This is a genomic window from Afipia sp. 1NLS2, assembly GCF_000178995.1.
GTDB lineage: Bacteria > Pseudomonadota > Alphaproteobacteria > Rhizobiales > Xanthobacteraceae > Afipia.
The window spans coordinates 112,260-130,738 of sequence record NZ_ADVZ01000005.1; the positions used below are offsets into that span (position 1 = coordinate 112,260).

Consider the following 18,479-nt stretch of genomic DNA (forward strand, 5'->3'; position numbering starts at 1 on the left):
GATGCCCTCACTTCGGCGCCCATTGGGCAAACTGCAGGACGCCTGCAACAATCACGACCATCGCCAGCGACAGCGGCAGGAACACTTTCCAGCCGAGCCGCATCAACTGATCGTAGCGGTAGCGCGGCACGATCGCCTTCGCCATCGCGATCATGAAGAAGAACGCGAATGCCTTGAGCGTAAACCAGATCACGCCCGGCACCCAGCTGAACGGCGGCAGGTCGACCGGTGGCAGCCAGCCGCCCATGAACAGGATGGCGGCCATCGCGCACATGGTGCAGATCGCAACGTACTCGCCGAGCATGAACAGGAGATACGGTGTCGAGCCGTATTCGGTCATGAAGCCCGCGACGAGTTCGGATTCCGCTTCCACGAGATCGAACGGCGGGCGATTGGTTTCCGCAAGCGCCGAGACGTAGAACACCACGAACATCGGCAGCAGCGGCAACCAGTACCAGTTCAGGAAGCTGAGCCACGGCACGCCGAGCATGGTGGCGAGTCCGCGATGGTGCTGCGCCTCGACGATCGCAGTGAGATTCAGCGAACCGACGCACAGAAGCACAGTGATGATGACGAAGCCGATCGAGACTTCATAAGACACCATCTGCGCCGCCGAACGCAGCGCCGCCATGAACGGATATTTCGAGTTCGACGACCAGCCCGCCATGATGATGCCGTAGACCGACAGCGAGGAGATCGCGAGGATATAGAGGATGCCGACATTGATGTCGGCAATCACCCAATTGAGGTTGACCGGGATCACCGCCCAGGCCGCCAGCGCCAGCACGCAGGAGACGAGTGGCGCGAGCAGGAAGATGCCCTTGTTGGCACCATCCGGAATCGTCGGCTCCTTCAGCACGAACTTCAGAAGATCGGCGAAGGATTGGAAAAGACCCCATGGGCCGACCACGTTCGGACCACGGCGAATCTGTACCGCCGCCCAGATCTTGCGGTCGGCGAGCAGGATGTAGGCGATCGCGACCAGCAGCACGACGAGCAGCAGCACGCTTTCCGCCAGCATCACGATCAGCGGCCAGAGGAAGTCCGTCCAGACAGAGCTTGCGAAGAATTCGGACATCAGCTCACTACTCCGCTGCGCTCAGGACTTGCCCGGAGGCAAGGCGCGAACATTCGGCCATCACCGCGGATGCACGGGCAATCGGATTGGTCAGATAGAAGTCGGCAACCGGGCTCTTGAAGGCGGCCTTGTCGGCAGCACCGCCCCGCGCAGCCAGCGCCTTCAGCGCGGCCGCTCCATCCGACGCCTCGATCTGGTCGAGACGCATCAGGTGCGGCACGGTCTTGAACATCGCCTGCCGCAACTGCTGCAAGGAGTCGTAAGGCAGCCGCTCGCCGAGCGTGTCCGACAGTGCACGCAGCACCGCCCAATCCTCGCGGGCATCGCCCGGCGGGAAGCCTGCGCGGTTGGCCATCTGCACGCGCCCTTCGGTGTTGACGTAGATGCCGCTCTTTTCGGTGTAGGCCGCGCCCGGCAGGATGACGTCGGCGCGGTGTGCGCCACGGTCGCCATGGGTGCCGATATAGACGACGAACGTGCCCGCAGGCACTTCGACCTCGTCCGCACCGAGCAGAACCAGAACGTCCAGCGCGCCGGGAGCGAGCATCTTCTCTATATCAAGGCCGCCCTCGCCCGGCACGAAGCCGATGTCGAGCGCACCGGCCGATGAGGCCGCTGTGTGCAGCACGGCGAAACCGTTCCAGCCGTCCTTCACGGCAGCAATGCCTGAGGCCAATGAGGCGGCCTGTGCCAGCAGAGCCGCGCCATCCTTGCGGCCAAAGGCGCCCGCCCCGACCAGCACGATCGGCTTCTTCGCGCCCTTGAGCACGTCGGCAAACGAATGCTTGCCCGCAACAATCTCCGCAACGGTGTCGGCGCCCGCGCCGAGGTGTTCGTAGCGATAGGTCAGATCGGGCTTCTCGCCGATCACGCCGACCTTCATCTGGCCAGTGCGCCAGCGCTTGCGGATACGCGCGTTGATGATCGGCGCTTCCTTGCGCGGATTTGCGCCGATGATGAGAAGCGCGTCGGCTTCCTCGATACCCGCAATGGTCGGGTTGAACAGATAGGACGCGCGGCCGAGCTTTGGATCGAACGCGCCGACATTCTGCGTCGCGATGTTGTTCGAACCGAGCCGCGACAGCAGATCCTTCAGCGCGAACATCTCTTCCACGGCCGCGAGATCGCCCGCAATGGCGCCGATGCGGCTGCCCCGCACCTTCTTCGCGGCGATGGCGGCAAACGCCTCGCTCCACGACGCGGCACGCAGTTTGCCGTTCTCACGAATGTAAGGACGATCCAGGCGCTGGGTGCGCAGACCGTCAACGATGTGACGGGTCTTGTCGGAAATCCATTCTTCGTTCACCGCCTCGTTGACGCGCGGCAGGATGCGCATCACTTCACGGCCACGGGTATCGACGCGGATCGCGGAGCCGACCGCATCCATCACGTCCACGGATTGCGTCTTGCCCAGCTCCCACGGGCGCGCGGCGAACGCATAAGGCTTCGAGGTCAGCGCGCCCACCGGGCAGATGTCCACGAGGTTGCCCTGCAACTCGGAGGTCAGTGCGCTTTCGAGATAGGTGGTGATCTCGACATCTTCGCCGCGGCCAATCAGGCCCATTTCCGGCACGCCGCACACTTCGTTGGCGAAGCGGACGCAGCGCGTGCACTGGATGCAACGGGTCATCACCGTCTTGACCAGCACGCCGAGATATTTGTCCTCGACCGCGCGCTTGTTCTCGGCGAAGCGGCTGGTGTCAACACCATAGCCCATCGCCTGATCCTGCAGATCGCACTCGCCGCCCTGATCGCAGATCGGGCAATCGAGCGGATGGTTGATGAGCAGGAATTCCATCACGCCTTCGCGTGCCTTCTTCACCATCGGCGACTTGGTTTTCACCGAGGGCAATTCGCCGTTCGGGCCCGGCCGGCAGTCGCGCACGCCCCAGGCGCAGCTTGCGACTGGCTTCGGCGAGCCAGCGACCTCGACGAGGCACATGCGGCAGTTGCCGGCGATGGATAGCCGCTCGTGGTAGCAGAAGCGCGGAATCTCGGCGCCCGCCGCCTCGCACGCCTGCAACAGCGTGTACTCGGCCGGGACATCGATTTCTTTTCCGTCGACGAGGATCTTGGTCATCGCATTCACTCCGCCGCGACCATGTGATCGGGGTCAAGAATGCCCTGATCGTCGAGTGTAGATTTGCGCGTGAAGTCGTCGATGCGCCGTTCGATCTCCGGCCGGAAGGCGCGGATCAGGCCCTGGATCGGCCATGCCGCCGCGTCGCCGAGCGCGCAGATGGTGTGGCCTTCGACCTGCTTGGTGACTTCCAGCAGCATGTCGATCTCGCGCTTGTGGGCGCGGCCTTCGACCATGCGCGTCAGCACGCGCCACATCCAGCCGGTGCCTTCGCGGCACGGCGTGCACTGACCGCAGCTCTCGTGCTTGAAGAAGTAGGAAATGCGCGCGATCGCCGCGACCACGTCGGTGGACTTGTCCATGACGATGACACCGGCGGTGCCAAGGCTCGACTTCACCGCACGGGTGCCGTCGAAATCCATAATGAGCTCTTCGCAATCATGCGCCGGGATCAGCGGGCACGATGCGCCGCCGGGAATGATCGCCAACAGATTATCCCAGCCGCCACGAATGCCGCCGCCGTGCTTCTCGATCAATTCCTTGAAGGTGATGCCGAGCGCATCTTCCACCACGCACGGCGTATTCACATGACCGGAGATGCCGAACAACTTGGTACCGACATTGTTCGGACGGCCGATGGCCGCAAACCACGCAGCACCACGCCGCAGAATGTCCGGCGCGACCGCGATCGACTCGACGTTATTCACCGTGGTCGGGCAACCGTAGAGACCAACATTCGCCGGGAACGGCGGCTTCAGGCGCGGCTGGCCCTTCTTGCCTTCGAGGCTTTCCAGAAGTGCCGTCTCTTCGCCGCAGATATAGGCGCCCGCACCGTGGGTTACGTAGAGATCGAACGGCCAGCCGTGGACATTATCCTTGCCGATCAGCTTGGCCTCATAGGCCTGATCGACGGCGGCCTGCAGATGCTCGCGCTCGCGGATGAATTCGCCGCGGATATAAATGTAGGCGGCATGCGCGCCCATCGCGAAGCTCGCGAGCAGGCAGCCCTCCACGAGCAGATGCGGATCGTGCCGCATGATCTCGCGGTCCTTGCAGGTGCCGGGCTCAGATTCGTCCGCGTTGACGACGAGATAGCTCGGACGGCCGTCGGTGGATTCCTTCGGCATGAACGACCATTTCATGCCGGTCGGGAAACCCGCGCCGCCACGGCCGCGCAGACCCGACGCCTTCATTTCGCTGACGATCCAGTCGCGGCCCTTGTCGATGATGGCCTTGGTACCATCCCATGCGCCGCGACGGCGCGCGCCTTCCAGCCCCCAGTCATGAAGGCCGTACAGATTCTTGAAGATGCGATCCTTGTCGTCGAGCATCACTTCTTGCCCTTCTTGGTCGCGTCGTCACCGACTTCCTGCAGAACGCGCGGGCCACCGACGGGCGCCGCAAACTGGCGATCGATCTGCGGGCCGGGCTTCGGCGGATTGCCCGAGGCAAAACCGTCCAGCACCTTGTTCAGCGTCTCCGGCGTCAGATCCTCGTAGGTATCCTTCCAGATCATCACCATCGGCGCATTCACGCAGGCGCCAAGGCACTCGACCTCTTCCCACGAAAAGTCGCCATCGGCCGAGACGTGGAACGGATCGTGATGGATGCGGTGCTTGCAGACCTCGACCAGATCCTTCGCGCCGCGCAGCATGCACGGCGTGGTGCCGCAGACCTGCACATGCGCTTTCTTGCCGACCGGCGAAAGCTGGAACATCGTGTAGAAGGTCGCGATCTCCATGACACGGATATGCGCCATGCCGAGAAGGTCCGCGACCGCGCGGATCGCAGCTTCCGACACCCAGCCTTCGTTCTGCTCCTGCGCGCGCCACAGGATCGCGATCACGGCCGACTGCTGCCGCCCTTCCGGGTATTTCGCAATCTGCTGCTTCGCCCAAGCGAGATTCTCGTCCGTAAAGACGAAGCTCGCAGGCTGCAGCTCTTTCGGTGCCAAACGCCGAACGGACATTACATTCTCTCGATCGTCATGGAGCCGCAGCGCGCGAAGCTCCTGCCCAAATTGTAGATATGCATAGCCATCACCGGTCCACCTCGCCGAACACGATGTCGAGGGAGCCGAGAATGGCGGAAACGTCAGCCAGCAAATGGCCCTTGCAGATGAAGTCCATTGCCTGCAGGTGCGCAAAACCCGGCGCACGGATCTTGCACTTGTAAGGCTTGTTGGTGCCGTCGGCGACGAGATAGACGCCGAACTCGCCCTTCGGCGCTTCCACGGCGGCGTAGACCTCGCCCGCCGGAACGTGAACGCCTTCGGTGTAGAGCTTGAAGTGATGGATCAGCGCTTCCATCGAGCGCTTCATCTCGCCCCGGCGCGGCGGCGTGATCTTGTTGTCCTCGATCACGACAGGCCCCTGCCCGTCCGGCGCGCGCAGCTTGGCGATGCACTGCTTCATGATACGGACCGACTGGTGCATCTCCTCGATGCGGATGCAGTAGCGATCGTAGCAGTCGCCGTTCTTGCCGATCGGGATGTCGAAATCCATTTCGGCGTAGCACTCGTATGGCTGCGCCTTGCGCAGATCCCACGCAGCGCCCGAGCCGCGCACCATCACGCCGGAGAAGCCCCACTCCCACGCCTGTTCGAGCGTCACCACGCCGATGTCGACGTTGCGCTGCTTGAAGATGCGATTGTCGGTGAGCAGCACTTCGAGATCGTCGACCTTCTCGGGGAAGGCATCGCACCAGGCGTCGATATCGTCGATCAGCTTCGGCGGCAGGTCCTGATGCACGCCGCCGATGCGGAAGAACGCCGCATGCATGCGCGAACCGGATGCCCGCTCATAGAACATCATCAGCTTTTCGCGTTCCTCGAAGCCCCACAGCGGAGGCGTCAGAGCGCCGACGTCCATCGCCTGCGTGGTGACGTTAAGAAGATGCGAAAGGATGCGGCCGATTTCGCAATACAGAACGCGGATCAGTTGCCCGCGGCGCGGCACGGTGATGCCGAGCAGCTTTTCCGCCGCGAGGCAGAAGGCATGCTCCTGATTCATCGGCGCGACGTAATCGAGCCGATCGAAATACGGAATCGCCTGCAGATAGGTCTTCTGCTCGATCAGCTTCTCGGTGCCGCGATGCAGGAGGCCAATGTGCGGGTCCACACGCTCGACAACCTCGCCGTCGAGTTCGAGCACGAGGCGCAACACGCCGTGGGCCGCCGGATGCTGCGGGCCGAAATTGATGGTGAAATTGCGCGTGCCGGGGGTGTCGCGCAGGGCGTCGGCTTCGGTAATGCTCATGCGGCTACTCCCGCTTTCGCGGCCTTCTTGGAAACCCGCGCCGTAAACTTGTCCCACATCACGGCATAGCGCTCGTGACGGCCCTCGCCGATCACATCGACGCCGTCATGGGCCTTGACGTTGAAGCGCAGCAGCTTGCCCTTCACGTCGGTGCACTCGACATCGACGTGGATAGTGAGGCCGGGCGGCGTGGCTGCTGTGTGATTGACGTTGATCAGGGTGCCGAGCGTGCCCTCGCCCTCCTCGAGATGAGGGCGGATCATGTCCATGCAGGCCCACTCCATCAGGCCGACCATGTAACCTGTGGCGAAGACGTGCGGCATGATCTGGAAATCGCGCGCTTCGGGAAACAGATGCGGCACGGTCTTGTTCTCCGGCACGCGGTAGGTGAAGCGATGGGTCGATCCGGCGGTGAGCGAAGGCTTCATGGCGTCGATGCCTTCTTTTCTTCGCCCGGCGGATTCGAAACGGCACTCGCCTTCTCGTCACCCGGCAGCAGATAGTCAGCGCCTTCCCATGGCGAGAGGAAGTCGAACTTGCGGAACTCCTGGTTCAGACGCACCGGGTCGTAAACCACGCGCTTTTCCTGGTCGTCATAGCGAACCTCGACGAAACCAGTGGTCGGGAAATCCTTGCGCAGCGGATGACCCTCGAAGCCGTAATCGGTCAGCAGCCGGCGCATGTCGGGATGGCCAGTGAAGATCACACCATAGAGGTCGTAGGTCTCACGCTCGAACCAGTCGCAGCCGGGAAACACGCTGATGATCGAAGGCACCTGCGTCGTCTCGTTCGCCTGCCCGCGCAGCCGCAGCCGCGCATTCAGCGTCGGTGACATGAAGTGATAGACCACATCGAAGCGATTCTCGCGGCCGGGATAGTCGACTGCGGTCACGTCGATGATGTTGACGAAACGGCAGCGCGGATCGGTCTTGAGAAAACGCGCGACCTCGATAATCCGGGAGAGATCGACCGAAATGTTGAGTTCGCCAACCTCGACCGCATGCCCGAGCGCCGCGCCTGGCAGCGCACCAACAATCGTCTCACCGAGAGCGTCGAGTCTGGCGTCGTCCATCATTCAACCTTAGCGTTCAATCGTTCCGGTACGGCGGATCTTCTTTTGCAGGAGCAAGACGCCGTAGAGCAGCGCCTCCGCGGTCGGCGGGCAGCCCGGCACATAGATGTCCACCGGGACGATGCGGTCGCAACCGCGAACCACCGAATAGGAATAGTGATAGTAGCCACCACCGTTCGCGCACGACCCCATCGAGATCACATAGCGCGGCTCCGGCATCTGGTCATAGACCTTACGCAAAGCCGGGGCCATTTTGTTGGTCAGCGTGCCGGCGACGATCATGACATCGGACTGGCGCGGCGAAGCGCGCGGCGCGAAGCCAAAGCGCTCGACGTCGTAGCGCGGCATCGACACCTGCATCATCTCGACCGCGCAGCAGGCCAAGCCAAACGTCATCCACATCAGCGAGCCGGTGCGCGCCCAAGTGATGAGATCGTCGGCTGCCGCGACGAAGAACCCCTTGTCGGACAGCTCATGATTGATCTCGAGGAAATAGCGGTCATCTGCGCCAACCGGCTGGCCGGTACGCGGATCGAGCACGCCCGTCGCTGGCTGTGAAATTTGCGGCGAGCCGGATGACACCGGGGTCGGGTTCAATCCCATTCAAGAGCACCCTTCTTCCACTCATAGGCGAACCCGATGGTCAGGACGCCGAGGAACACCATCATCGACCAGAAACCGACCGCGCCGAGCTTGCCGAACGCCACCGCCCACGGGAACAGGAAGGCGACCTCCAGATCGAAGATGATGAAGAGAATCGCCACCAGATAAAAGCGGACGTCGAATTTCATGCGGGCGTCGTCGAAGGCGTTGAAGCCGCATTCGTAGGCCGACAGTTTTTCCGGATCGGGCTGCTGATAGGCAACCAGGAACGGCGCAACCAGCAACGCCAGACCGATAATGGCCGCTACTCCGATAAACACCACAAGTGGCAGATAGTTCTGCAAGATTCCGCCCATCGGAGACCCTCAATTGTGGCGATCATGTCCGCGGATTCGCGAACCTTGGAATAATTCGAAGGGGGAATAGCGCAGCCCACCGGTAAGGGCAAGACAGGCATACCGCCTAGCCGCAACGCTGCGCACACCGAAGATTTGCCTCAAAGAAGAAGCCGAATTCATGTTTCCCCCGAGGCATCCGCGGCCTAGCCGAGCGTGGCTGCAACGGCCTTGCCACAGGCCTGCGTGTTCGCGCTGCCACCAAGGTCGCGGGTCCGCAGCTTGTCCTCCGGAAGCACCCGCTCGATCGCCGCAATCACGGCCTTGGAGGCCTCCGCTTCACCCAAATGGTCCAGCATCAGGGCCGCCGACCATATCTGTGCAATCGGGTTGGCCACGCCCTGCCCCGCGATGTCGGGTGCCGAGCCATGGACCGGCTCGAACAGGGACGGAAAGCGGCGCTCCGGATTGAGACTTCCCGAGGGTGCGATTCCGATGGTGCCGGTACAGGCCGGGCCGAGGTCGGAGAGGATGTCCCCAAACAGATTCGAGGCCACCACCACGTTGAAGCGGTCCGGGTTCAGGACGAAATGGGCCGCCAGAATATCGATGTGATATTGGTCCCATTTCACGTCGGGATAGGATTTGGCCATCGCCTTCACCCGCTCGTCCCAGTACGGCATCGTGATCGAGATACCATTGGACTTGGTCGCGGAGGTCAGATGCTTCTTCGGGCTCTTCCGGGCGAGTTCGAAGGCATATTTCAAAATGCGGTCGACCCCGGTGCGAGACATCACCGTTTGCTGGGTGACGATCTCCCGATCGGTGCCAGGATACATCCGTCCACCAACGGACGAGTACTCGCCCTCCGTATTCTCGCGCACCACGAAGAAATCGATGTCACCTGGCTTGCGGCCCGTCAGCGGCGATTTCACCCCCGGCATCAGCCGCACCGGGCGGACGTTGGCATATTGGTCGAATTCACGGCGGAATTTGATGAGCGAGCCCCACAGCGACACGTGGTCGGGCACAATGGCGGGCATGCCGACTGCGCCGAAGAAGATCGCGTCATGGTGGATAACCTGCTCCTTCCAGTCTTCCGGCATCATCCGGCCGTGCTTCTGGTAGTAGTCGCAGGAGGCGAAATCGAAATCATCGAGTTGCAGCTCAAAACCGAATTTCTTCGCTGCCGCCTCCAGCACCCGCACGCCTTCCGGCACGACCTCCTTGCCGATCCCGTCGCCGGGAATGATAGCGAGGCGGTATTTGCGATTGGTACCGGAGCGAGGCTGGGTCATCTGGAATTCCTGAAATCAGAGGGCGGATCGCAAGGGGTGGTCGGCGGGGTATAGCGCCGAACCCTGCTCCTTCGCGATAACAATAAGGTGCTAGGGAGTATGCACCTCCGCCCTCTTCCGATGTCTGGCACGAATCTGCCCCCGAAATCGAAAGCCCCGGCACAAGGCCGGGGCTTTCTTTTTTTGCAATCCGCTTATGGGCAGAACCAGACTGGCCCCACCATCACACAGCGCCGGGCGCGCCAGTCATGCGGACGTGCACCATAACGGCGATAGCCGCGCGGAGCCGACGAATAGCGGCCGCCGGGCCGGTAGATCGGACCGCGCGCGCCATGGTGGTGTCCATGGCCGTGATACTGCACCTGAACGATGGATGAGACATCCGCCCTGTCCAGTCCCGTCGTTGAGGAGGTTGGCATAGCCGACGCCGTGGCAATGGCGACAAACGACGCAAAGATCGCGGGGGCGAGATACTTCATCATCTTCATGCTGTTTCCTGATTTTGGTTTCGATGGCGATCCCGTGAGGGAATCAACAACAAAAATATCACACCCTTAACGTGGCACGGCCGCGTCAGTTCCCCAGGAATGCGCGCCGAGCTGCCGATCAGGTCATCATGCAAAGTCGGATGTATGAAAAAATCCCAGAACCATCTGGGATCATGCCCCTTTTCAGACTTTTGCTAAGTCCTTGAAAAGGTGGCGCGAGAGACGGGGCTCGAACCCGCGACCTCCGGCGTGACAGGCCGGCACTCTAACCAACTGAGCTACTCCCGCAGCGGGCCGATGTGATCGATCCGCGAGACGCTGGGACTTAAAGGAGGCTACAATCCAAGTCAAGGACATTACAGATGTCCCTATCCGCCGGACCTTTTTCCACCATTGATGCAAAAAAGACCCTGTTTATGGGCAAAACATCATGGTCAGATCCATGGCGAATCAACTAACCCTTGCGGGATAGTCAGTTCCTTAAAGCCAAGTACCACGAGGAGGGTCATCATGGCGAAGAAAGCAGCTACCCCAGCGACTGTTACGCTCAAGCACCTTGCCGCCGCTCTCGCGGAAGAACACGAGCTGTCGAAGAAGACCGCTGAAGCAATCCTGACCGATATGGTCACCAAGATCACCAAGCACCTCAAGAAGGGTGAGCGCATCCGCATCGTCGGCCTCGGCATCCTCCAGGTCCGCAAGCGCGCTGCCCGCATGGGCCGCAACCCGGCCACCGGCGAAGCCATCCACATCAAGGCCAGCAAGAAGGTCGCCTTCCGCGCCGCCAAGGAGCTGAAGGAAGCCGTCTAAGCGACTTTTCGCTTTTTCGCCAAACGCCATCCCGAAGCCGCATACGCGGTTTTGGGGTGGCGTCTTTCTTTATACGCGTGTCATGGAAACACGGAGCAAGGCTGCTGGTTTGAAAACATGTTGGTCGCGCCTTGACCCTGCCCCGCTTCTTCTCAAGATGGATTTCATCGACACGCGCGGATCGAATGCCGTGCCCTGAGTATGAGGTCCGGCTGCATGACGTCCGCTATGAAATTCAATCACACCGTTCTCGACCGCTTTCTGCGTTACGTACGCATCGACACGCAGTCCGATCCGGAATCGCCGGCCACGCCCTCCACCGAAAAGCAGAAAGATCTCGGCCGCCTGCTCGCGCAGGAATTGCGCGACCTCGGTCTCGCCGACGCCCATCTCGATGAGCACGGCTATGTCTACGCCACACTGCCGGCCAACACCGACAAGAAGGTGCCCGTGGTGTGCTTCTGCTCGCACATGGACACCTCGCCCGATTGCAGTGGCAAGGACGTGAAGCCGCAGATCGTGAAGAACTACCAGGGCAGCGACATTGTGCTGCCGGCGGATTCTTCGCAAATCATCCGCTTCGCTGAGCACCCCGCCCTCGCCGCCCAGATCGGCCACGACATAGTCACCACCGACGGCACCACGCTGCTCGGCGCGGACAACAAATCAGGCGTCGCCGAGATCATGGATGCGGTGCAGGTTCTTCTCGCCAATCCGCAGATCAAGCACGGCACGGTCAAGATCCTGTTCACGCCCGACGAGGAGATCGGCCGCGGCGTCGACAAGGTGGATTTGAAGAAACTCGGGGCGGATGTCGCCTACACGATCGACGGCGAAAGCGCGGGCTCAATCGAGGACGAAAGCTTTTCTGCCGACGCGGCCACGATCCGCATTCAGGGCGTCAGCGCCCACCCCGGCATGGCCAAGGGTAAAATGGAGCACGCGATCAAGATCGCCGCACGCATTGTCGAGAAGCTGCCACAGGACACCCTGACGCCGGAGACGACCGAGGGCCGCGAGGGTTTTCTCCACCCGGTTGGCATCACCGGCGCGCTGGAAGAGACGACGCTGCACTACATCGTGCGCGACTTCACCGTAGCCGAACTGAAGGAGAAGGAGGCGTTGCTGGAGCGCACCGTCGCCGAGGTGATGAAGGATTTTCCGCGATCGACCTATCGTATCGATATCCGCGAGCAGTATCGCAACATGAAGGAGATCGTGGATCGGCAGCCAGAGATCGTGGATTACGCCATGGAAGCGATCCGCCGCGCAGGACTTAAGCCCGAACGCGGCAGCATCCGCGGCGGCACCGACGGTTCGCGGTTGTCATTCATGGGGCTGCCCTGCCCTAACATCTTCGCGGGCGAACACGCCTTCCACTCGCGCCTCGAATGGGTCAGCGTACAGGACATGGAAGCAGCGGTACGCACCATCGTGCATCTCGCTGCGATCTGGGAAGAGCGGGCATAGACCGCGCGCTCGTCGTCAGGCCCTAAGAAAATCGTTCCGACACGTCAGCGTGAATCGAACGTTAAATTCACCATCGCAATTGCGAACTCGCCCCTCTTCATCCGGTTAGCTTGACGAACGGACTTTCTTGCGCCGCCGCAAATCGCGGCTAAATCTTGGCGCAAATAAGAAGGAATGAAGAGGATGAAACCGTCTCTCCAGACCGTACTGGCGGCCACAGCGATCACCGCAATCGGCATCCCGCTGGCGATGGCGACGATCATCGCCGCCTCGATCATCAGCCTGTAATCGATCGCGTCATCAATCCATCGCGGGGTTTCACATTTTCAGATCGGCGGATCCGCTTCGACAAGCTTCTGGCGGTCGATGCGAAACGTCCGCTTGGCGATGGAATTCCAGTGCTTACTGAACGTCGTCGCCAAGCGGATGGAGCGATAGAACCGCTGCTGCCGCTCAATGCGGACCGATGTCTTGGCGTGAAGAAGTGCGAAGTCCTTGGTGTGGGGAAATTTATAGGCGCGCTCGATTCCCGCCAGCACCTCATGGACCCGCCTGACAAACTTCAGCTTCGGTAGGTTGCGCAGAATCCGGACCTGATCTTCCCAGTTTGAATAGAGCGTGGCGTCTTCCAGCGCGCGGGCAGGATCAATAAGATCATTGCCGGGCACGACGACATTCAGGCGTGGAAGGTAACACGCATCGATCTCGTGGCTTTCCATCCATGCGAGCAGCTTCGGCAATCCCATCAGGGTCCGCCTGCTGGGAAGTTCATCGGCATCCGGAAACAGGATCAGCCGCCCGCGGCATTGCGCGATGGCAAAATTGCGCTGCGCGGCAAAATCGTTGTTCAGGCGGCGCTGGAAAAATCGGATCGGCCAATCCTTCTCGAATGATTTTATCGCTTCGACAAAATCATCGTCGGAAAAATCATCGACGACCACGATTTCATCAATGATCGCCCGTGCCGGCTCAAGCGCGGCCATCAGCCACTTGAATTCCTGCATCTCATTATGAGTCATCACCGCAACTGAAATCGAAGCGGGTCGACTGCTGGACCGGAAATCGCTCTGCACGCCTGAACCTCGATCAAGACCAACTGGCCGGTTTATCGTCCCGGCCGTTTCGGCGTGTCAGGAGCACGATATTTGGCGCGATGCAAAGAACCGACTCAATAAAGCACAGAAATCGAATGGTAGGCGGCGAGAGATTCGAACTCCCGACCCTCTCGGTGTAAACGAGATGCTCTAACCAGCTGAGCTAGCCGCCCGTCGCCTTTCCTTTATTCGATTACGCAGTGCTTGACTATCCCGGGCGCGGGGTCGCCGCCGAAGTACTGGTTTATGCAAGGAATAGAGCCGTGGACCCGGCGCACGATGTACCGGCCACGCGCGCCATAACGCACATTCGCGACGCCGCCAACGTCACACACCTCATTTTCGTTGGCGCAAAACTGGCCACGGCCAGGACCACGGCGATAGTCAGGACCTGGGCCATATCCCGGCCCCGGCCCGTAGCCCGGTCTCCCGTAATATTGGGCCGAGGCCGGCTGAGCAAAAAGACCGGCCGACAATGCGAGCGCCAAACCCAGCAAGCAGTTGCGGATCATTTGTTTCCCTCAATCCTTAAAGCTTGATTTTAGCGAACTCGCGGGGCGAGGTCATCCATATCCATGAATATCCAACCATCTGATCCAACAAAAAACGGCGCCCCGGAGGGCGCCGTTGGTCGCATTGGTGGCTGTCGGCGTTCAGTGAGCTGTCAGGCCAGCTTCGTCAGCCCCGTCCTGCGGAGGCGGCACGGCGGTGTCCTCCTCCCAGACGATGGGCGTCGGAGCCCGTACCAGCGCCCTGGACAACACCTCGTCCATCCGGCTCACCGGAATGATCTCCATGCCACCCTTGATGGCGTCGGAAATCTCGGTGAGGTCCTTGGCGTTGTCCTCAGGAATGAAGACCGTCTTGATGCCGCCGCGGCCCGCCGCGAGCAGCTTCTCCTTCAGGCCGCCAATCGGGAGCACCCGCCCGCGCAGCGTGATCTCGCCAGTCATGGCGACATCGTGCCGGATAGGAATGCCGGTCAGCACCGAGACGATGGTGGTCGCCATCGCCACGCCTGCCGACGGGCCATCCTTCGGCGTCGCGCCTTCCGGAACGTGAACGTGGATGTCCCGCTTCTCGAACAGAGGCGGCTCGATGCCGTAATTGATCGCCCGCGAGCGGACATAGGACGCCGCCGCCGAGATCGATTCCTTCATCACGTCGCGCAAATTGCCCGTCACCGTCATGCGGCCCTTGCCGGGCATCATGACACTTTCGATGGTGAGCAACTCACCGCCGACATCGGTCCATGCAAGACCCGTGACGACGCCGACCTGATCCTCGTTCTCGATCTCGCCGTAACGGAACTTCGGCACGCCGAGCATTTCCTCGACCACGGCTTCCGTCACCTTGATCGATTTCTTGCTCGAGAGCATCAATTCCTTGACCGCCTTGCGTGCCAGCGTGGACAGCTCGCGCTCGAGGTTACGCACGCCCGCTTCGCGGGTGTAACGCCGGATCATCAGAAGCAACGCCGCATCGTCGATCGAGAACTCCTTCGACGATAAGCCGTGCTTGGAGATCGCGGTCGGGATCAGATGCTTGCGCGCGATCTCGACCTTCTCGTTCTCGGTGTAGCCGGCGATGCGGATCACCTCCATGCGGTCCATCAGCGGGCCGGGAATATTCAGCGTATTCGCGGTCGTGATGAACATCACGTTGGACAGATCGTAATCGACCTCGAGATAGTGGTCGTTGAACGTGCCGTTCTGCTCGGGGTCGAGCACCTCCAGCAGCGCCGAAGACGGATCGCCACGGAAGTCCGCACCCATTTTGTCGATCTCGTCGAGCAGGAACAGCGGATTCGAAGTCTTCGCCTTCCGCATCGACTGGATGATCTTGCCGGGCATCGAGCCGATATAGGTGCGGCGGTGACCGCGGATCTCCGCCTCGTCCCGCACGCCGCCGAGCGACACGCGCACGAACTCACGGCCGGTCGCCTTCGCGATCGACTTGCCGAGCGAGGTCTTGCCGACGCCCGGAGGGCCGACGAGACACAGGATCGGGCCGGTCAGCTTGTTGGCGCGCGACTGCACGGCGAGATACTCGACGATGCGGTCCTTGACCTTCTCAAGTCCGTAGTGATCGGCATCGAGGATTTCCTGCGCGGCGCCGAGGTCCTTCTTGACCTTGGACTTCTTGCCCCACGGAATCGACAGCAGCCAATCGAGATAGTTGCGCACGACGGTAGCTTCGGCGGACATCGGAGACATCTGCCGCAGCTTCTTCAGTTCGTGCTGCGCCTTCTCGCGAGCTTCCTTCGAGAGCTTGGTCTTGGCGATCTTCTCTTCCAGATCGGCCAGCTCGTCGCGACCTTCGTCGTCGCCGAGCTCTTTCTGGATCGCCTTCATCTGCTCGTTGAGGTAGTACTCGCGCTGGGTCTTCTCCATCTGGCGCTTGACGCGCGAGCGGATCTTCTTCTCGACCTGCAAGACGGAAATCTCGCTCTCCATCAGGCCGAGCACCTTCTCCAGGCGCTGGGAGACGGACAACGTTTCCAGAATATCCTGCCGGTCCGCGATCTTGACCGCAAGATGCGAGGCGACCGTGTCGGCGAGCTTGGCGAAATCGGTGATCTGCTGAACGACGCCCACCACTTCGGCGGAGATCTTCTTGTTCAGCTTCACATAGCTCTCGAAGTCGGACACGACCGAGCGGCCGAGCGCTTCCGCCTCGACGCTGGTGGCGTCGGTGTCGGCGAGCGCGACAGCTTCCGCTTCATAGTAATCGGTGCGATCGGAATATTTGGTGACGCGCGCACGCTCCAGGCCCTCGACCAGCACCTTCACGGTGCCATCGGGCAGCTTGAGGAGTTGCAGCACACTTGCGAGCGTGCCGATCTCATAGATCGAATCCGCCGCAGGATCGTCGTCGGAAGCATTCTTCTGCGTCGCCAGCAAAATCAGCGCGTCGTTCTTCATCACGTCTTCAAGCGCGCGAATGGATTTCTCGCGGCCGACGAAGAGCGGCACGATCATGTGCGGGAAGACAACGATGTCGCGCAGCGGCAGGACCGGATATTGATGGCTTTCACCGGCGACGATGGTGGGACGAGGCTTGGTCGAGGCAGTCATGCCTTTACTTCCTTTTCATTGCGCCCCCTTGCACGCAGTCCATCGCGCGATGCAACCGCAACAAGGTGCAGAGGTGCCGGAAAACAAAGGGCTCGAATGAGCCATCCGCACATGGCGGCCTTTCCCTCCGGGCAGTATTTGCGACGAATCTGCCTTTAAGCAGGCTTCGCTGCAGCCCATTAGGTGGCTATCCCCCACGGGGGTGTCAAGCGGCTGGCAAACCCCAGCCACAACGGGCTTTTTTACGTTTGACACGAATCAAAAACGGCCGCTGGAAACCAGCGGCCGCTTGAATATGTCGGGTTCCAGAAGCGAAACTTATGCGCTTGCGCTGGTCTCGCCTGCCCGGTCGGTACGATCGGCGTAGATGTAGAGCGGCCGCGCGGTCGCCTCCACCACTTCGCGGGAGATCACGACCTCCTCGACGCCTTCCAGACCCGGAAGATCGAACATCGTCTCGAGCAGGATGCTTTCCAGAATGGACCGCAACCCGCGCGCGCCGGTTTTGCGCTCGATGGCCTTGCGCGCGACCGCGCCCAAAGCCTCGTCGGCGAAGGTCAGTTCGATGTTCTCCATCTCGAACAGGCGCTGGTACTGCTTCACCAGCGCGTTCTTCGGCTCAACCAGGATCTTCTTCAGCGAAGCCTCGTCGAGGTCTTCCAGCGTCGCCACCACGGGCAGACGGCCGACGAACTCGGGAATGAGGCCGTACTTCAACAGATCTTCCGGCTCGACCTCGCGGAAGATTTCGCCAGTGCGGCGATCTTCCGGCGCGAGCACGCTGGCCGCGAAGCCAATCGAGGTGGTGCGCCCGCGCGAGGAGATGATCTTCTCGAGCCCTGAGAACGCGCCACCGCAGATGAACAGGATATTGGTCGTATCCACCTGCAGGAACTCCTGCTGCGGATGCTTGCGTCCGCCCTGCGGCGGAACGGAAGCGACCGTGCCTTCCATGATCTTCAGAAGCGCCTGCTGCACGCCCTCGCCCGAGACATCCCGGGTGATCGAGGGGTTGTCCGACTTGCGCGAAATCTTGTCGATTTCGTCGATGTAGACGATGCCGCGCTGCGCGCGCTCAACGTTATAGTCAGCGGCCTGCAGCAGCTTCAGGATGATGTTCTCGACATCCTCACCGACGTAACCGGCTTCGGTCAGCGTCGTCGCGTCGGCCATCGTGAACGGCACGTCGAGGATGCGGGCGAGCGTCTGCGCAAGCAGCGTCTTGCCCGAACCGGTGGGACCGATCAGCAGGATGTTCGACTTCGCGAGTTCGACGTCGTTGTGCTTGGTCTGGTGGTTCAGCCGCTTGTAGTGGTTGTGCACCGCGACCGAGAGCACCTTCTTCGCATGGTTCTGTCCGATGACGTAGTCATCGAGCACCTTGCAGATTTCCTTCGGCGTCGGGATTCCGTCACGCGACTTCACGAGCGAGGACTTGTTCTCCTCGCGGATGATGTCCATGCACAACTCAACGCACTCATCGCAGATAAACACGGTCGGACCCGCGATCAGCTTGCGGACCTCGTGCTGGCTCTTTCCGCAGAACGAGCAATAGAGAGTGTTCTTCGAGTCGCCTGTACCGACCTTGCTCATTCCTGTCTCCGTCTTCCGCTTTCCGTCCGGCTGTCCCGTTCTCGGCTGGAGATAGGAACAAAACGCGTACTGAAAAGACGTTGCATTCGAGATATGCCCGAATCGTGACCCTACCCGAATCCCGATTCAAACCTGGCTCACTCTGCCAGCGAACCATGCTGGCACCCGAGGATCAAGAATTCACTAATCCCCGGAAGGGTGATTTGCCGAGTCTAGCCCGATTT

General features: G+C 61.1%; 16 protein-coding genes and 2 tRNA genes. 2 read left to right on the forward strand and 16 right to left on the reverse strand.

Annotated features, from left to right (window positions below; genetic code table 11):
- Window positions 1-7: 7 nt before the first annotated feature.
- The 12 genes from nuoH to AFIDRAFT_RS16705 form a co-directional block, all read right to left on the reverse strand.
- On the reverse strand, window positions 8-1,078 hold the full coding sequence (gene nuoH / locus AFIDRAFT_RS16650) for an NADH-quinone oxidoreductase subunit NuoH (protein ID WP_009340778.1): 1,071 nt from the start codon (window positions 1,076-1,078) through the stop codon (window positions 8-10).
- A gap of 7 nt (window positions 1,079-1,085) precedes the next feature.
- A complete protein-coding gene (nuoG, locus tag AFIDRAFT_RS16655; protein ID WP_009340779.1) occupies window positions 1,086-3,158 on the reverse strand; it encodes an NADH-quinone oxidoreductase subunit NuoG in 2,073 nt (690 codons plus the stop codon).
- A 5-nt stretch (window positions 3,159-3,163) separates the two neighbouring features.
- A complete protein-coding gene (nuoF, locus tag AFIDRAFT_RS16660) occupies window positions 3,164-4,489 on the reverse strand; it encodes an NADH-quinone oxidoreductase subunit NuoF (protein ID WP_009340780.1) in 1,326 nt (441 codons plus the stop codon).
- Complete coding sequence (nuoE, locus tag AFIDRAFT_RS16665) at window positions 4,489-5,127, reverse strand: NADH-quinone oxidoreductase subunit NuoE (protein ID WP_009340781.1); 639 nt, start codon at window positions 5,125-5,127, stop codon at window positions 4,489-4,491. The genes nuoF and nuoE overlap by 1 nt, the downstream gene beginning before the upstream one ends.
- A 70-nt stretch (window positions 5,128-5,197) precedes the next feature.
- Entirely contained in the window at window positions 5,198-6,415 is a 1,218-nt protein-coding gene (locus tag AFIDRAFT_RS16670; RefSeq protein ID WP_009340782.1) for an NADH-quinone oxidoreductase subunit D, read from the reverse strand.
- Window positions 6,412-6,843, reverse strand: coding sequence for a thioesterase family protein (locus tag AFIDRAFT_RS16675; RefSeq protein ID WP_009340783.1), 432 nt, complete (start codon window positions 6,841-6,843; stop codon window positions 6,412-6,414). Before AFIDRAFT_RS16675 ends, AFIDRAFT_RS16670 begins: the two co-directional genes overlap by 4 nt.
- A complete protein-coding gene (locus AFIDRAFT_RS16680) occupies window positions 6,840-7,487 on the reverse strand; it encodes an NADH-quinone oxidoreductase subunit C (RefSeq protein ID WP_009340784.1) in 648 nt (215 codons plus the stop codon). Before AFIDRAFT_RS16680 ends, AFIDRAFT_RS16675 begins: the two co-directional genes overlap by 4 nt.
- Window positions 7,488-7,496: 9 nt before the next feature.
- A complete protein-coding gene (locus AFIDRAFT_RS16685; protein ID WP_197083243.1) occupies window positions 7,497-8,084 on the reverse strand; it encodes a NuoB/complex I 20 kDa subunit family protein in 588 nt (195 codons plus the stop codon).
- Window positions 8,081-8,446, reverse strand: coding sequence for an NADH-quinone oxidoreductase subunit A (locus AFIDRAFT_RS16690; protein WP_002715621.1), 366 nt, complete (start codon window positions 8,444-8,446; stop codon window positions 8,081-8,083). Before AFIDRAFT_RS16690 ends, AFIDRAFT_RS16685 begins: the two co-directional genes overlap by 4 nt.
- Window positions 8,447-8,631: 185 nt before the next feature.
- Window positions 8,632-9,723, reverse strand: coding sequence for a tartrate dehydrogenase (locus AFIDRAFT_RS16695; protein WP_009340786.1), 1,092 nt, complete (start codon window positions 9,721-9,723; stop codon window positions 8,632-8,634).
- 194 nt (window positions 9,724-9,917) lie between these two features.
- Window positions 9,918-10,211, reverse strand: coding sequence for a hypothetical protein (locus tag AFIDRAFT_RS16700; protein ID WP_009340787.1), 294 nt, complete (start codon window positions 10,209-10,211; stop codon window positions 9,918-9,920).
- A gap of 211 nt (window positions 10,212-10,422) precedes the next feature.
- Window positions 10,423-10,499: transfer RNA gene (locus tag AFIDRAFT_RS16705), tRNA-Asp, on the reverse strand.
- Window positions 10,500-10,721: 222 nt separating this feature from the next.
- Between AFIDRAFT_RS16705 and AFIDRAFT_RS16710 the strand changes: the two genes are divergently transcribed.
- Both AFIDRAFT_RS16710 and pepT read left to right on the forward strand, forming a co-directional pair.
- A complete protein-coding gene (locus AFIDRAFT_RS16710) occupies window positions 10,722-11,021 on the forward strand; it encodes an HU family DNA-binding protein (RefSeq protein WP_002715618.1) in 300 nt (99 codons plus the stop codon).
- A gap of 216 nt (window positions 11,022-11,237) precedes the next feature.
- Window positions 11,238-12,491: a peptidase T gene (pepT, locus tag AFIDRAFT_RS16715; protein WP_009340788.1), complete on the forward strand. Its 1,254-nt coding sequence runs from the start codon at window positions 11,238-11,240 to the stop codon at window positions 12,489-12,491.
- 326 nt (window positions 12,492-12,817) lie between these two features.
- On the opposite strand, the gene AFIDRAFT_RS16725 is transcribed toward pepT, so the two are convergent.
- The 4 genes from AFIDRAFT_RS16725 to clpX form a co-directional block, all read right to left on the reverse strand.
- Entirely contained in the window at window positions 12,818-13,510 is a 693-nt protein-coding gene (locus AFIDRAFT_RS16725; RefSeq protein WP_245258197.1) for a glycosyltransferase, read from the reverse strand.
- 171 nt (window positions 13,511-13,681) lie between these two features.
- Window positions 13,682-13,758, reverse strand: a tRNA-Val gene (locus AFIDRAFT_RS16730).
- 480 nt (window positions 13,759-14,238) lie between these two features.
- Entirely contained in the window at window positions 14,239-16,662 is a 2,424-nt protein-coding gene (gene lon, locus AFIDRAFT_RS16735) for an endopeptidase La (RefSeq protein WP_009340792.1), read from the reverse strand.
- Between the two features lie 318 nt (window positions 16,663-16,980).
- Window positions 16,981-18,255 (reverse strand): ATP-dependent Clp protease ATP-binding subunit ClpX, encoded by a 1,275-nt coding sequence (gene clpX, locus AFIDRAFT_RS16740; protein WP_009340793.1) that lies wholly within the window; start codon window positions 18,253-18,255, stop codon window positions 16,981-16,983.
- Window positions 18,256-18,479 lie beyond the last annotated feature (224 nt).

What these genes read in the sequence shown, in the direction of transcription:
- nuoH (WP_009340778.1), bottom strand. Translation starts at nt 1,078, where the DNA reads ATGTCCGAATTCTTCGCAAGCTCTGTCTGGACGGACTTCCTCTGGCCG.
- nuoG (WP_009340779.1), bottom strand. Translation starts at nt 3,158, where the DNA reads ATGACCAAGATCCTCGTCGACGGAAAAGAAATCGATGTCCCGGCCGAG.
- nuoF (WP_009340780.1), bottom strand. Translation starts at nt 4,489, where the DNA reads ATGCTCGACGACAAGGATCGCATCTTCAAGAATCTGTACGGCCTTCAT.
- nuoE (WP_009340781.1), bottom strand. Translation starts at nt 5,127, where the DNA reads ATGTCCGTTCGGCGTTTGGCACCGAAAGAGCTGCAGCCTGCGAGCTTC.
- AFIDRAFT_RS16670 (WP_009340782.1), bottom strand. Translation starts at nt 6,415, where the DNA reads ATGAGCATTACCGAAGCCGACGCCCTGCGCGACACCCCCGGCACGCGC.
- AFIDRAFT_RS16675 (WP_009340783.1), bottom strand. Translation starts at nt 6,843, where the DNA reads ATGAAGCCTTCGCTCACCGCCGGATCGACCCATCGCTTCACCTACCGC.
- AFIDRAFT_RS16680 (WP_009340784.1), bottom strand. Translation starts at nt 7,487, where the DNA reads ATGGACGACGCCAGACTCGACGCTCTCGGTGAGACGATTGTTGGTGCG.
- AFIDRAFT_RS16690 (WP_002715621.1), bottom strand. Translation starts at nt 8,446, where the DNA reads ATGGGCGGAATCTTGCAGAACTATCTGCCACTTGTGGTGTTTATCGGA.
- AFIDRAFT_RS16695 (WP_009340786.1), bottom strand. Translation starts at nt 9,723, where the DNA reads ATGACCCAGCCTCGCTCCGGTACCAATCGCAAATACCGCCTCGCTATC.
- AFIDRAFT_RS16700 (WP_009340787.1), bottom strand. Translation starts at nt 10,211, where the DNA reads ATGAAGATGATGAAGTATCTCGCCCCCGCGATCTTTGCGTCGTTTGTC.
- AFIDRAFT_RS16710 (WP_002715618.1), top strand. Translation starts at nt 10,722, where the DNA reads ATGGCGAAGAAAGCAGCTACCCCAGCGACTGTTACGCTCAAGCACCTT.
- pepT (WP_009340788.1), top strand. Translation starts at nt 11,238, where the DNA reads ATGACGTCCGCTATGAAATTCAATCACACCGTTCTCGACCGCTTTCTG.
- AFIDRAFT_RS16725 (WP_245258197.1), bottom strand. Translation starts at nt 13,510, where the DNA reads ATGACTCATAATGAGATGCAGGAATTCAAGTGGCTGATGGCCGCGCTT.
- lon (WP_009340792.1), bottom strand. Translation starts at nt 16,662, where the DNA reads ATGACTGCCTCGACCAAGCCTCGTCCCACCATCGTCGCCGGTGAAAGC.
- clpX (WP_009340793.1), bottom strand. Translation starts at nt 18,255, where the DNA reads ATGAGCAAGGTCGGTACAGGCGACTCGAAGAACACTCTCTATTGCTCG.